Source organism: Alteromonas sp. KUL42 (genome assembly GCF_006538325.1).
Lineage (GTDB): Bacteria > Pseudomonadota > Gammaproteobacteria > Enterobacterales > Alteromonadaceae > Alteromonas.
The window spans coordinates 192,125-206,388 of record NZ_BJKK01000004.1; the positions used below are offsets into that span (position 1 = coordinate 192,125).

A 14,264-nucleotide genomic window follows, 5' to 3' on the forward strand; every position below is an offset into this window, starting at 1 on the left:
TGTTATAATTTTGTAGCACATTTAGCTTTTAACAGTGATTCAAACGCATCCTTAGCCAGCGGTTTTGAGAACCAGTACCCCTGCCCGTAATCACATCCCATTGCCTTTAATATCTTTAGTTGTTCCCGTGTTTCAATGCCTTCAGCAACCACTTTAATACCCAACTTTTTGGCCATAACGATAATGGCCTCACACAGTACTTTATCGTTGCTTACCTCTGTCATAGAGTGCACAAAGCTTCTGTCAATTTTGATAAAGTCAGTTGGGAATTTCTTTAAATAAGAAATAGAGGAGAAGCCAGTACCAAAATCGTCTAGCGCTATTCCCACACCCGCTTGGCGGAATTGAAATAGTTTTTTTGTCACGAGACTATTGGCATCCATCAGCAGGTTTTCGGTAATTTCAAGTAATACAGCATTGGGCGGAAGCCCTTTATCTAGCAAGACCTGTAGCCACTCCATAATATTTGGATCGCGACTAAAGTAGTGACTAGGCGAGGTATTTATGCTTATCTGCAAATTCGGGCAACACTGTTTACGCCACTCTAACGCGTCGGCACTTACTTGCTCAAATACCCAATTACTTATCTCAATAATGGCACCAGACTCTTCAGCAATGGGAATAAACTCGTCAGGTCTCACTAAGCCTCGCTCAGGATGGTTCCACCGAATTAGGGCTTCTGCTTTTGAAATAGTATTGGTGTGTATATTGACGATGGGTTGATATTCCAAGTAAAACTGCTGGTGATCAATAGCGTATCTAAGGTCGTTCTTCACAGCTAATCGCTTCAACGCTTGCTCTTGCATGCCTTTGGAATAGAATTGATGACTGTTTTTACCCTGCGCTTTTGCCCCATACATGGCTTGGTCGGCATTTTTCAACAAAGTAGTTACACAGTCTCCGTCATCGGGATACAAAGTTACCCCAATACTCACACTAGTATGCATGCGCTTTTGATTAAGTGAATATGGCTCTGAAATAACTCTGAGTAACTTTTGGATTATTTTATCGAGAACGAGAGACTCTGTTATGCAGCCAAGTAGAATAACGAATTCATCTCCACCTAGCCTTGACGCTGTGTCCTCTTGCCTTATGTTATCTTCGATTCTTTTTGCGACCTCAACCAGTAGCAAATCTCCTACATCGTGTCCCAAAGTGTCGTTCACTTCTTTAAAATTATCTAAATCGAGAAAAAGCACTGCAACCGAGGTGTTATCCCGTCTTGCTGAAGCAATTAGATGCTTTAACTGCTCTTCCATTAAATTTCGATTGGGTAATGAAGTAAGAACATCAAAATTCGCTTGTTGCCATATGAGTCTATTGGCTCGTTCCCTTTCAATTGCAATACTTGCAATGTGGGCAAATTGTTCAATTAATTTGAGTGCATCACTCGTAGGGCAGGACTGATATTCGTGGTAAACCGCAAACGTGCCTAATACTTCATTGTTAGCCCCACAAATAGGTTGTGACCAACAAGATGCTAAATTCGCCTGTTTAGCAAGTTCTGCCCATGCTTGCCAAAACGGATGTGTAGAAATATCTTCAACTATGGTGAGCTCGTTAGTAAAGGCTGTATTTCCGCAGGAACCAACACCTGGGCCAATTTCTACTCCATCAATTGCTTCGTTATAAAAAAACGGTAACGAAGGTGCAGCCCCCATTTTTAACTTGTTGTCTTCTAACAACAATATACTGCAAATCTGTTCTGGATATTCGCTTTCGATAGCCTCAACTATTTTACTCAACACCACTTCAACGGGCTCAGATGACACCACTTTTTCAAGTAAAGCACTTCTCACACGGGTTAGCTTTTGAGTTTCTTCGAATTGAGATTGGTATATAGCAAGTTCTTTAAGCAGATGTTGGGAGTCTTGGCGAGACAGTTCTGACTCAACCATCTTACCCAGATCGTTGAGTTGAGCAATGTGTTGCTCAGAAAAATCCCGAGGTTGCTTGCCAAACACACATAAGGTACCAATGGCATGCCCTTCAACGACTAATTTAACACCAGCATAAAAACGAATATTAGGCTCTTCAAGTACTAGCGGACTGTTAGAAAAGCGTTCGTCCTCAAGTGTATCTGGCACAATGAGATAGTGCTTCTGCGTTATGGCATGAGCACAAAATGCTATCTCTCTTGACGTTTCTTTTATGTCCAGATTGACTGACGACTTAAACCATTGACGTTCACCATCTACCAAAGAGATAGACGCATAGTCACAGTTGAAAAGCTGTTGTGCCAACCTAGTTATTCTATCAAAACGCTCTTCAGGCTCAGTGTCTATAATTTTTAGTCTAGCAAGTGTCTTAAGCCTATCTAACTCATTGGAAAGCTTGGGTGGAGTAATCAAGCGTGTACCCTACATAAAATAACAAACTTCACATAATTCGACTTAGTCTAGCAAAATACCCACGTCAAAGAACCTCATTTTTGTGGTCAACACACATTAATAAACCCTAATTAAAACTTACTTTTCATCGCCTTAGTACGAAAAATATCCCACCTAAGGTCATTATAGAAGCGAGGATAATTTGCAATGTGGCTTGCTCTTCCAAAAATGCCCACCCCATCAGCGTTGCAAGCACAGGTACACTTAACTGCACTGTAGCGGCTGAAGTTGATTTAATAAGTGGCAAAGCCGTGTACCACATAGCGTATCCAAACGCTGATGCAAGTACACCCGATGCAATGGCGTACAACACCCCACTTTGACTTACTGGGGCTGTGGTATAACTAAAAAACAAAGAATGCACTATAATTACGCCACAAAGTAAGCTAGCCAGTGTAAAATTCCCTGTTGTAGCGAGTAATGCCGACGAACTTCGTTTACCAATAATGGAGTAAACTCCCCAAGCAATACCCGCTGTAGCCATTAACATGCTCGACATGAATGTTGGTGCAGTGGCACTAGGTAGCAACAAAGTAATGAGCCCTGAGAATGCTAAAATAAACCCCATCCATTGAGCCCAGTTAAAACGCTCACCTTTGATAAAGCCACTACCAATCATTGTTAACTGCACTGAGCCAAATAATAACAACGCCCCTGCTCCCGTCGACATGGAAACATAAGCAAATGAAAAACACACTGCGTAAATAAAAAGAGAAACGCCACCAACAATACTCGCATTTGCTTTGAGCCTAGTAGTTAAACCAACATCTGATGTCGCTTTTATGGTATTGGCTATTAACTTATTTTTATGTGTTATCCACGCCGACAACAAAATGAGCGCAAAAGCGCCACTTATTATGCGAACAGTAGTAAAGGTAGCGGGGTTAATATTCGTTGTACTTAAGGCCATTCTGCAAAGCAGTGAATTTGCAGCAAATGCAAGCATCGCTAATGCGACTAATAATATCGTTTTTACCACCTATACATCCTTTAGTAGCCATTTGCACAATAAATTCGTTCAAGCTGCTTTTGAGAGCAAAGGTTATCAGAATACCAGTCTAATAAATATTCATAGTGAGTATCTAGAGAAATTGCCTATTTACAAAAAAAAGAGGACCGACTGGTCCTCTTCTTGAGTGATTATCAGGTTACTGAATCAGCAAACTGACGGGCTGTATGATTTACAGAGATAAACCCAAACGCTCAGCAACTTCGATATAGGTTTCCACTACAGAACCTAGACCTTGTCTAAAACGGTCTTTATCCATTTTCTTACGGGTTTCTTTATCCCACAAACGGCAACCATCTGGTGTAAACTCATCACCCAACACGATATTACCGTCCTTATCCACACCAAACTCTAGTTTGTAATCGACAAGTAGCATACCTGCTTCGTCAAACAGCGCTTTAAGCACACTGTTAACTTTGAAGGTCAACGCTTTCATTTCAGCGATTTGTGCTTCTGTCGCCCAACCGAATGAAATGATGTGGAAGTCGTTGACCATTGGATCGTGTAAAGCGTCATTTTTCAGGAAAAACTCGAAGATAGGCGGATTTAGCTCTTTGCCTTCTTCAACACCTAGTCTGCGAACTAACGAACCCGCAGACAGGTTTCTCACAACGCACTCAACAGGGATCATATCGAGCTTCTTAACCAAAGACTCAGTATCAGAAACAAGGGCTTCTACTTGCGTAGCAATACCCGCTTCTTCAAGCTTTGTCATAATGAAGTGATTAAACTTATTGTTTACTTCACCTTTTCGTTCAAGTTGCTCAATCTTTTCACCATCGAATGCCGACGTGTCGTTTCTAAAGTGAAGAATTAGCTTATCACTATCATCGGTGTAATAAACTGTTTTTGCTTTACCGCGGTAAAGCTCATCGCGTTTTTCCATTCTCAGTCTCAGTTATATATCAAGGTTATCTTCTGACATGACCTCAGCGAACGCACTGTAAAGGTCGGAAACCTGATTTGCTTCAAACGGTTTACTCTCATTGTTCATGAAAGTAACGGTTGTGCGCTCTGCACCCGCTCTGGCAATTTTCAAGCGATAGTCTCCTTTTTCTAGGATCTCTTTATCACTTGAGAACAAACCGTCCCACCAACTGCCTTGATCACCATTATAGGTCACAAACAGTAAACCGTTCGATTTGTCTAAATCTTTTACGTCAAAACCAAGCTTACGCAATACTAACTGCATTCTTGGCCAGGCAACATCATACTTGGCGTCAACAACATAGGCTGGCTCACCATCTGCGTTAAAGCCCATTTCAGTTTTGATACCTTGTCGTATAAGCGCTATACGGCGCGTTTCGGCAAGTTGAATTTGATATTCATAATGCCCAATAACTTGATTTAGCACGTCAACTTCTTCGCGACGCTCCTGAAGTGAAGACACCTCTGCTATAACATCATTGCCCACTGTTTGTAGGTAGTCTTTCAAATCTACAGTTAAAGATGCACTACGTCCGTGAGGCTTAACGTCCAAACTGAATTCAAAACGGCGTCCGATTTCACTTTCTTCATCGATAACACTATACCAAGGACCGTCTACTTCTTTCGTGATGATCATCCAATCTGTGATAAGCACTTGCTCTTCGGCACTGAAGCTGTCGACGCCTATGCCCTGTTCGTCGAGAAAGCTAAGCAGTGAATTCCAAATCGCTTGGCTCAGAGGTTGACTGTCATCAACTTGGTCGAACCAAATTGTAGCAGTGCCTTTACCTTCCTCAACATGTGAGCCCGTCACCAAAGGAAGAACCAATGAAGGTGACTGAACAGCAAGTGACTTTCCAACTAACTTTCCGTCAACAGTCTGACCCACTTCAGGCAGTGCAAACTCACGTGAAAATTCAGGAGAATCTAATTCTGAGGGTACTTTAAGTACTTCTTGTTCTTGGATATTGAGATATTCGTAACTACCAGAAGCAGTCTTTCTATCTAATTGGCTTGAACAACCTGCAAGTGCAACCATTGCCACTGTACTTGCCATAGCCAGCGTTCTTTTCATCTGTGTTCCTTATTAACCAGAAATCAATGCGTATTTTTTTAATAGTTCTTCGATACGTTTTTGGCTTGATAGTTCCGGTAAAACCATAGGTAATCGCATTACAGCACTCTCCATCATGCCCATTTTGTACAACGCCCACTTCGGCATTACAGGATTTGGCTCAATAAATAGCTCGCTATGGAGCAGTGAAATCGTGCTGTCGATGTCTCGGCACTTGTCAAATTCGCCTTTCAACGCCGCTTCACACATTTGTGATATTGCTTTGGGCACGATATTCGCCGTCACTGAAATAACGCCATGTCCACCTTCGCACAGAAACTCGCAGCTGGTGCCGTCATCGCCACTCAACAATACAAAGTCATCAGGAACAAGAGGTTGGGTTTGCTTTAAACGCGCAATGCTACCTGTTGCATCTTTAAGGCCGACGATGTTCTTGTGTGTCGCCAATTCAGCTACTGTTTCAGGTAGCATGTCTGCGACGGTTCTACCAGGTACATTGTAAAGTATTACTGGGAGGTCGCTAGCATCAGCAATAGCGTTGAAGTGAGCGATCATGCCGGCTTGCTGCGGCTTGTTGTAATAAGGAACAACACTGAGGAAACCGTTGATACCGGCGCTACCTAACTGTTCTGTGAGGAAAATTGCCTCTGCGGTTGAGTTTGCGCCACTACCAGCGATAACTGGAATTGCGCCAGCGGCCATTGCCACTGTTTCTTTAACCACAGTAACATGCTCATCAAAAGGAAGCGTTGCAGATTCGCCCGTAGTTCCAACAGAGACAATGCCGTGAGTGCCTTGCTCAACATGAAAAGCAACAAGCTTCTCTAGAGACTTGTAATCAATATCGCCGTTTTGAAACATCGGCGTGACGAGTGCTACGTAACTACCAGTAAACATAATCTCTCCGCAAAATGTGAGCGCACATGGTAAATATGTCGGTGCTTAAACACAAGTGATAGCGCACCTAAAATGGCAAGTATTTGACAATATCTTATATGAACACCCGAAAAAGGCACTGACTTATAAAAAAACTCTGTGCTAACATCCAGATATTATAAGCTTTAAAGATAAAGTAGATGTCTAAACACCAACTTATCGTTACCGTTCTAGGGACAGACAAAAGCGGCATTTTAAGTGAGATAGCCAGCACGGTATCAGAAGCCCAGTGCAATATTCTGGACAGCAGACAGGCTATATATGGTCGCGAATTCTCGCTCACCATGATCATTGAAGGTACTCAACCCGCGGTAACCAAAGCCGAATGTATCTTGCCTGCGGTTTTTCAGCGTTTGGACTTACTGTCTATGATGAAGCGCACCAGTCATCATGAAAAACAAAACCTAGAGCATTTGTTCAATGTCGAATTTAGTGGTGAGGATGCGGCAGGCTTGATAAAAGCCGTAACGGGCTTCTTTGCGCAGCGCCATGCCATGATAAGTGCATTTCGACAACGAACATTTAAAGATAAAGCCACGAACAAAGATAACATGCGCTGCAAGTTTGTGGTTTCACTTCCAGCCACCGATGATTTAGATGCCTTAGAATCTGATCTAATGGCCCTATTTGCTTCGTTAAACCTAACAGGCAAAGTTGTAGACAAACAGAAAAAGGATCCCAATGAAAACGTTACAAGCTGGTGATAATGCACCGCAATTCTCATTGCAGAACCAAAACGACGAAACCGTTTCCCTTGCTGACTTCGAAGGGAAAAAAGTTCTCGTCTATTTTTACCCCAAAGCCATGACGCCGGGCTGCACCGTTCAAGCCCAAGGCTTACGCGATGTATATGACCAGTTAACTGCCAAGAATGTGGTAGTACTAGGTATAAGCCCTGACGCAGTGAAGCGCTTACCTAAATTTATTGAGAAAGAAAATTTAAATTTTACGCTTCTGTCTGACGAAGAACACGCTGTTGCTGACGCATTCGGCGTGTGGGGTCCGAAAAAATTTATGGGTAAAGAGTACGATGGCATTCATCGCCTTACTTTCCTTATTGATGAAAATGGAACGATAGAACACGTATTTACAAAGTTCAAAACAAAGGAACACCACACTGTTGTTCTAGACTATCTAAATAGCTAATTGATAACCGTTATACGCATAGCTACCCGTTACTGAAAAGGCCCCTCTGCTCTATTGCGATTGGGGCCTTTTTGTAGAAACCAGTAAAAGGTATTTAGTGGAAGTGTTTCCTTTTGATCAAGCTAATGAAAATTTCTAAAACTTTTCAAATGTTGACTAAATGCTACAATTTATAAGCTAGCCTATGATCTATAAAACAAAATCTTCGATATAAACGGTTAGTCGTTGATATCCAACTCTTTCATTCAGGCGAGTAATATGTGTACGAGCAAAAGTCTGATCATAAAGCGCTATGCTCAACGTATTTTAATCATGGTTAAGCATTATCAAACCGAGTAAGAAATGAAATACAGATTAACAGCATTTGCCATTTTCTTTTTAACATATGCCTGCAGTGCTGCTGAGATTGAGCTGTTTACAGAATCCTTTCCTCCTTACAACTTTGTTCAAGAAGATAAAATCGTTGGCATTAACACCGATCTATTGTCACTAGCCTGTAAACAAGCAAATATCGATTGTTCGTTCAGCCTTTACCCGTGGAAACGCGCCATGGACAGCGTAAAAAGGCGACCCAATAGTGGGCTTTACTCCACGGCACGGATTAACGAGCGAGAGGACAACTTCATATGGGTAGGCCCTATTGTGTCCAGCTATTCGTGTTTTTATAAGCTAACGACTAGGAGAGACATTGCCGCAGATGACTACAATGCCCTGAAAAACTATACGGTAGGTATTCCACGTAGTGACATCTATGAAAACATATTGCAACGAATTGGACTGAATGAAGCAAACAATTATCTAACTTTCTCAAAAAAGCACGAAGACATGTCCATGTTCGAACAGGGCAAGCTCGATTTGATCATTGGGTCTTCCCTTACGTTGAGTTCTCAGTTAACACAAGTCAACTTGAAGCCAAAAGATATCGAGCCTGTCATACAATTAAAAGACATTGCTTTGGTCGCCAATTACTTAGCTTTGAATAAAAACACTAACCCTGAGTTAGTGAGCAAGCTACAACACGCTTTAGATCAGATAAAAGCCAATGGATTAATTGAATCCATCGTTTCCAAGTACGTACCAGTCAATAAAGATAGTAATACGTCAAGTACAGCCCAAACCAAACGCTGTGTTGATGGTGCGGCTAAGTATTAATTGATCACTAACTGTTCTCCAAACTAAATTCGCCATTGAGACATTAATTTTTTACTAGTCGCTTTTTTCCAATATACAAACATAAAAAAAGCGGCTTTCACAAGCCGCTTCAACCTATACTCTAGCGTTAGCAATAGAGCATTTCACACAGGGAATAATATTGTCACTGCACCACTAATTGCGACGACGGCGCATTACCATGACAAGCGCCATTACGCTAAGTAGCCATGCCATTGCCCCGCCTGACTTACGGCTGCTTACTGAGACTTCACGTTGCTCCGATACGTTAACCGTAACGATGGCTTCACTGGTATCAGTACCATCTGATACTTCAACGTTGAATTCGTGAGTTCCAACTCCTAACCCGGTAACAGAGATAGTTGCGGCTGTAGCATCATCAATAGTACCTGGCCCAGACCATGCGAACGTCAAGCTGTCACCATCAGCATCGAACGACGTAGATGCATCGAGTGTCACCGTGCCACCTTCATCAACGCTAACCGTTTCTGAAGACACCATAACAACAGGGGCATCTTGCTGGTTAGTTACCGTTAGCGTGAATGTTTGCGACACTGAATCAGTTGGAGTTTCAATATCAGATACCGTAACCGTTACCTCGGTTTCTCCGAAGAAATCAGCAGCAGGTGTAAGTGTAACGTTAGTACCATTAACAATGGCCGTAACATTTTCACCTGAAACATGTACTTCATTGGCAGTGTTTGTTTCATCAGCATAAGCAACCACAAACTCAACATCCGTCTCTTCTTCTGTAGTCATATCAGACAACGGCGCCAAGGTTAGATTGCTAGCAACATCAATGGTATGAGTCATTACTGTTTCCTGCATACCTTCAACGTTTGCGGTCGCTTCAACCGTCAATGATTGACCAGCGGCATCACGCGCAATATCAGCAAACAAGGTTACTTCAAACTGCGAAGACTCAGGACCAACATAATCCATACATACCACTAAATCATCGTGTAGTACTTCATCAAGGTTATCAAAAGCGAACTGTTCATTAAGAGAGCCATATAGTGGGCCGAACGCTGAAATTGGACCTTTGAAACCTTTAATACCGATGCTTCCGCGACCATCATTTGAACCGAAGTCAATATTGTCGTAAGCATAGTAAATTTCGTAATCGCCATCAGCAAAGCTGGTGTTTGCGTTTACAATTATTTCGAAGTCAAATGAGCTGTCGCGTTTCGTGCTAGTGTAACTACGTGTAGTACGGTCGTACACAAAGTCACCGTAGTCAGCTGCACCATTCCACTCAATGATTGCCCAGCCGGTCTGTGTAGAGGCCAGAGAGATCCCTGTTGAACCGCTTAGCTCAACCGACATTAAGTCTTGCTGAGAGAAGTTAAGCGGCGAACGTGAACGCCACATAGGGGCTAACACTTCAAACGGCACGCCGTTGAAATTCATGATGTCATGGAATGGGAAGAAGAACGGCGCACCGGTTAAATCAACCATACCGTTACCGCGTATTTGCAAAATACCATTGCTTACTGCTTCAGTATTGTTGTACAGGTTAATTCTATTGTAGTAACCGTTATAAAGCGCATTAATTGGTAGGATGTAACCATTGCGATACTGCGGCAAGCCGTTGTCGTCAAACCCAGATAGAGAAGGTGGAATACCAAATTCAGCAAGGTCGACATAACCACCCGGTTCTGCCTGACCAAAGTTTGGTGTTCTACACATCGCATCTTCAAAGTTTGTAGTAACGTTATAACTTGCTTCTACGTCTGCTGTATTAGGTTGAGTGCCAGTAATGGTTAATGTTTGCCCGTCCATTACAACATCAACTGCCGTTTTAGACTTCACTACATTATCACTGTGAAGAGTCATACCTTCAGGCAAAGTTGTGGTCAACGTAAACGCACGATCTGCACCGGTATGGTTTGGCATTACCGACAAGGTCAGAGGAATTTGCTCACCCGTTTTAGCTTTCGTTTGCGCCACATCCATTGAAATGCGATCTTTGCCACGCACAAGTTTTAAAGGAATTTTGCCAAAGTTGCCTGAATTAACTTCCGACGAGCCAAATTCAGCTACTGTGTAATACACATCGCCTTCTTCCATTTCTTGCGACCAAGAGAAAGTAAGATCAACAGTCTCGTAACCATCGCTACTTGGTGCAGTAACGGCAATTGCATTACTTACTTCGTCGGTGACTACCGCAGAAGAAACACGGAAGGTTTCCTCAACCCCTGTGTCACGTCGCGACGTTGAGTTATAGATAATTACCCAGTAATCACCCGATTCAGGGTTATTAATGTTACAGAAGTTACGGATCATGGTGTGGTTAGACACACACAAGATTTCATCTTGTGACTGTGCAATACCGTCGCCGTTGTAGTCGTAACCTACATAAACTAATGGGTTTCCTTCTTCTGACGTACCTTCAAAGCCTGATGCAATGGTGTCAATAACCTCCACCATCAAACGCTTGGCATTGTCAGGAACACTGATAAAGCTAACATCTGTCGCTTCATCAAGCATATCTTCTAGGACCGTAGTTTCAGTAATACCACCAGAACGCCAAGGGAACGTGCCGTCATCATCAACAGGAAGCGTAATGTCACGCATGTTACCTTTAACTGGTGCATATACTTTGCTAAATGGCGCTTCTGATGCAGGCATGTTTACACCATTTAATTGGTAGCTACCTGTATCTTCGTGTGCATTTATCAGCAAACTAGACGGCAATTCACCACCATCGTATTTAAATACAACTGGCCAGCGTGAATCTGGAATGTCTGCATCATTAGCAACAAAAGTAATGTCGCTGTGCAGCTCTACTTCCGAGTTACTGAATACATCCTGTGTATCCATAATCGACGCTTTTACGATGATTGACTGCGTCTCGCCCGCTTTCAGTGAGAAAGATGAAGGTGTAACTTCAATATCTACACCGTTTTGCGCAGCTTGGTTGCGAACATCAAAGTTCCAGTTAACTACGTCACCAACATTCACCTGCCAAGTGCCGTCTCGTGTTGCTTTTACTGTACGCACCCACTGACATTCAGGCTGACAACTAAAGTCAACGAGATTTGGCAGGTTAAGGCGATGCGGTGTACCACCATTGTGCGGGTCTGCTGCTAGGAAGTTTTCTGCACTTTCATCCATAACCAAGCCAGCTTTTACTGCATTTGCGACATTCACTCGCCCCGTACCCGCGCGATATGTTTCAGCCAGACCAACATCACCCGTTGCTTGATTAAGACGGCGGTATTGAACGGTATTGTCAGCAGTCATCAGTAATGCTGATTGCACTTCTGATGCGCTCCATTCAGGATTGACCTGACGCACTAAAGCCATTGAACCAGCAACATGTGGTGACGCCATAGAAGTACCACTGGACATGGAGAAATCCATACCATACGGCGCATCTACAAACGGATGTTCATCAGAGTATGCCGCATAAATACTTACACCTGGCGCACTGATAGCTGGCGCTAGTACTTCTTCATTAGGATAAGAAGGGCCACGTGAAGAGAAATCAGCAAGCCAGTCTGCTTTTTCATCATCAAGGCGACGCTCAATAACCGTTTCTCGAATTGTGATCATGTGACCTTTTTCAGAGAAGCTGTCTACCCAATCTTCTAAGCCATCATCAGGCCATACACCATTCCATTGTTCATAGGTAAAGTGAACACCTGGTAAGCTATAAGACTCAGGCACAGTGCCTTGACCTGCTACTCGGTTATACATGATAAAACCATCTGCACCACCCGCTGCAACATTGTCTACTTTAGCGAAGCGCGCATTGGCATTAGGATCGTCTGGGTTGTGACGCTGACACACAACAATAACATTGGTTTCGCCAGTATCAGCACCTGGAATAGGCGAACCGTCTTTGAAGAAATCAAAGGTGCCTTCTGCATATGGGGTAACACAGTAGCCATTATTATCTGTAGCTCCCGTTTCATCAGCGTAATCCTTCGCCCAAACAACCACACCAGTAATGTCTTGTTGGTTGATGGCGCCACCGCTTAAACCGGTTTCTGCCCACTTAGGTATTTCACTGCCGTTTGCTTCATCATTGAAACCCGCGTATTCAACTTGCGTATCGACAGCCACTTCACGGTTGTGTGTTGTTGCGGCAACTTGAGTTAACCATGGTGAAGAATTGTCAATGTAACCAAAACACTCTGAACCACATGCACCGGTACCTGAGTTGCCTGCTGCAGCAGCAACACTAATGCCCGCCTCTCTGGCAGATAAGAATGCTAATTGAACAGGGTCAGCCCATACATTAGAGTCAGCACCACCAATTGAGAAATTGATAACGTCTACGCCATCGGCAATAGCATCTTCTATCCCTGCAACGAGTGCTTCACCAGGACATCCTGCATAACCGCTATTGTTACTTGGATAACAAACCTGATACGAAATGATATTCGCATGTGGTGCAACACCCGACAGTCTCGGAAACAAATCCTCTTTTAACACGTTGCCATCTTGTTGATCGCCAGTACCCGCAAGCATGTAATCAACGTCGTGTAATAAGTTACCCGCAGCGGTTGAAGCAACGTGAGAACCGTGACCATTGTAATCTTCACCAATCGCTGGCCAGCCAGGGATCATGTCATCATACGCATCGGTGATCACATCATAAGAACGAACACCAATTAATTTATCATTACAGGATACAATCTCTGCATCTTCTTCACAGTCGCCTACATAAACACCTGCGCCCCACGGGTTGGTGTGATCGTAACCGTCAGCACCTACATCAGCGAAAGACGGGTGGTCGGTATTTATACCACTATCAACAATACCGATTATTTGCCTTTCACCGCGGTGCTCTACACCTGCTGTTGTCACTTCACCGTGCCATACTTTGTCAGCACCAATAAGCTCTGGGCCTGCGTCTGACAAAAGATCATAGGACTTAGAGCGTGCAACACGCGCCACATTGGGCATTTGAGAAATGAGTCGTGCCTCGTTTTGAGTCATGCGCATAGAAAAACCGTTTAACGCTTTAGTAAACGTCTCGCGTACTTCATTTCGACCTGTAATTTGCTCAATTTGCGTAACAACAGTAGCCTGTTGATTAAGCAACGCTTTCTCGTAGTTAACTGCTTCCGGATGTACTACTTTGCCTTTGCTAAACAATACGGGTTTGTCGCTGTTAAGCGCAACCAATGCCTCATTTAGAGGGTGTGAAGGCTGTTTAGCCGCCACAGCAACTGGTGCATCAATGAGCTGGATAATGTAGATATGTTCGCCGTGTAAATCTGCTTCTTCTACAAATTTACTTTTACGCGGGTTCAATTGCACATTTAGCCCATCGTTTTGCAACATGGTAGTAGGTTGGTTTACGTCCTTTGAAAGCTGTTTAAGCCTTTCAGGGTTGATATTTACCGCTTCTAGTTGGCCTGCCAACTCGCCATTGAGTGTGGCAGCATTGAGTGCGCCCGCGCTGTAAACAGCGGCTGCGACTGCACTTACAATATGCTTGAGTTTCACTGGAATTTCCTCGTTGTCTTTTTTGTTATATCTGCTTTTTACCGTGAGCAGTGACGGTTATTTCGCCATTGAATGTAACAACTCTTAATCCCGTGTTATGTAGCATTTTGTACAGTGGGTATACATTCTCCAGCACTTAGGTTAGAAA

9 protein-coding genes are annotated in these 14,264 nt (G+C 43.3%); 3 read left to right on the forward strand and 6 right to left on the reverse strand.

Going from position 1 to position 14,264, the window contains the following annotated elements:
• Positions 1–2: 2 nt before the first annotated feature.
• The 5 genes from EYR97_RS08015 to dapA all read right to left on the reverse strand — a co-directional run bounded on the left by EYR97_RS08015 (position 3) and on the right by dapA (position 6,298).
• Entirely contained in the window at positions 3–2,351 is a 2,349-nt protein-coding gene (locus EYR97_RS08015) for an EAL domain-containing protein (RefSeq protein WP_131093323.1), read from the reverse strand.
• 124 nt (positions 2,352–2,475) lie between these two features.
• Positions 2,476–3,369 carry a DMT family transporter gene (locus EYR97_RS08020; RefSeq protein ID WP_131093324.1) on the reverse strand — a complete coding sequence of 298 codons (894 nt, stop codon included), beginning with the start codon at positions 3,367–3,369 and terminating at the stop codon, positions 2,476–2,478.
• A 202-nt stretch (positions 3,370–3,571) separates the two neighbouring features.
• Entirely contained in the window at positions 3,572–4,285 is a 714-nt protein-coding gene (gene purC / locus EYR97_RS08025; protein WP_131093325.1) for a phosphoribosylaminoimidazolesuccinocarboxamide synthase, read from the reverse strand.
• A gap of 12 nt (positions 4,286–4,297) precedes the next feature.
• Positions 4,298–5,401, reverse strand: coding sequence for an outer membrane protein assembly factor BamC (gene bamC, locus EYR97_RS08030; protein WP_131093326.1), 1,104 nt, complete (start codon positions 5,399–5,401; stop codon positions 4,298–4,300).
• A gap of 12 nt (positions 5,402–5,413) precedes the next feature.
• The gene (dapA, locus tag EYR97_RS08035; protein ID WP_131093327.1) at positions 5,414–6,298 is read right to left on the reverse strand and encodes a 4-hydroxy-tetrahydrodipicolinate synthase; all 885 of its coding nucleotides are present in this window, start codon (positions 6,296–6,298) and stop codon (positions 5,414–5,416) included.
• Between the two features lie 179 nt (positions 6,299–6,477).
• On the opposite strand from dapA, the gene EYR97_RS08040 reads away from it, so the two are divergent.
• The 3 genes from EYR97_RS08040 to EYR97_RS08050 all read left to right on the forward strand — a co-directional run bounded on the left by EYR97_RS08040 (position 6,478) and on the right by EYR97_RS08050 (position 8,635).
• A complete protein-coding gene (locus EYR97_RS08040; RefSeq protein ID WP_131093328.1) occupies positions 6,478–7,041 on the forward strand; it encodes a glycine cleavage system protein R in 564 nt (187 codons plus the stop codon).
• Complete coding sequence (bcp, locus tag EYR97_RS08045; RefSeq protein WP_131093329.1) at positions 7,019–7,483, forward strand: thioredoxin-dependent thiol peroxidase; 465 nt, start codon at positions 7,019–7,021, stop codon at positions 7,481–7,483. The genes EYR97_RS08040 and bcp overlap by 23 nt, the downstream gene beginning before the upstream one ends.
• Before the next feature lie 342 nt (positions 7,484–7,825).
• A complete protein-coding gene (locus EYR97_RS08050; protein WP_131093330.1) occupies positions 7,826–8,635 on the forward strand; it encodes an ABC transporter substrate-binding protein in 810 nt (269 codons plus the stop codon).
• 174 nt (positions 8,636–8,809) lie between these two features.
• On the opposite strand, the gene EYR97_RS08055 is transcribed toward EYR97_RS08050, so the two are convergent.
• Positions 8,810–14,116 carry a S8 family serine peptidase gene (locus EYR97_RS08055; RefSeq protein WP_131093331.1) on the reverse strand — a complete coding sequence of 1,769 codons (5,307 nt, stop codon included), beginning with the start codon at positions 14,114–14,116 and terminating at the stop codon, positions 8,810–8,812.
• Between the last annotated feature and the right edge of the window lie 148 nt (positions 14,117–14,264).

Coding starts and splice junctions, on each gene's coding strand:
- EYR97_RS08040 (WP_131093328.1), top strand. CDS start 6,478: ATGTCTAAACACCAACTTATCGTTACCGTTCTAGGGACAGACAAAAGC.
- purC (WP_131093325.1), bottom strand. CDS start 4,285: ATGGAAAAACGCGATGAGCTTTACCGCGGTAAAGCAAAAACAGTTTAT.
- bamC (WP_131093326.1), bottom strand. CDS start 5,401: ATGAAAAGAACGCTGGCTATGGCAAGTACAGTGGCAATGGTTGCACTT.
- bcp (WP_131093329.1), top strand. CDS start 7,019: ATGAAAACGTTACAAGCTGGTGATAATGCACCGCAATTCTCATTGCAG.
- dapA (WP_131093327.1), bottom strand. CDS start 6,298: ATGTTTACTGGTAGTTACGTAGCACTCGTCACGCCGATGTTTCAAAAC.
- EYR97_RS08050 (WP_131093330.1), top strand. CDS start 7,826: ATGAAATACAGATTAACAGCATTTGCCATTTTCTTTTTAACATATGCC.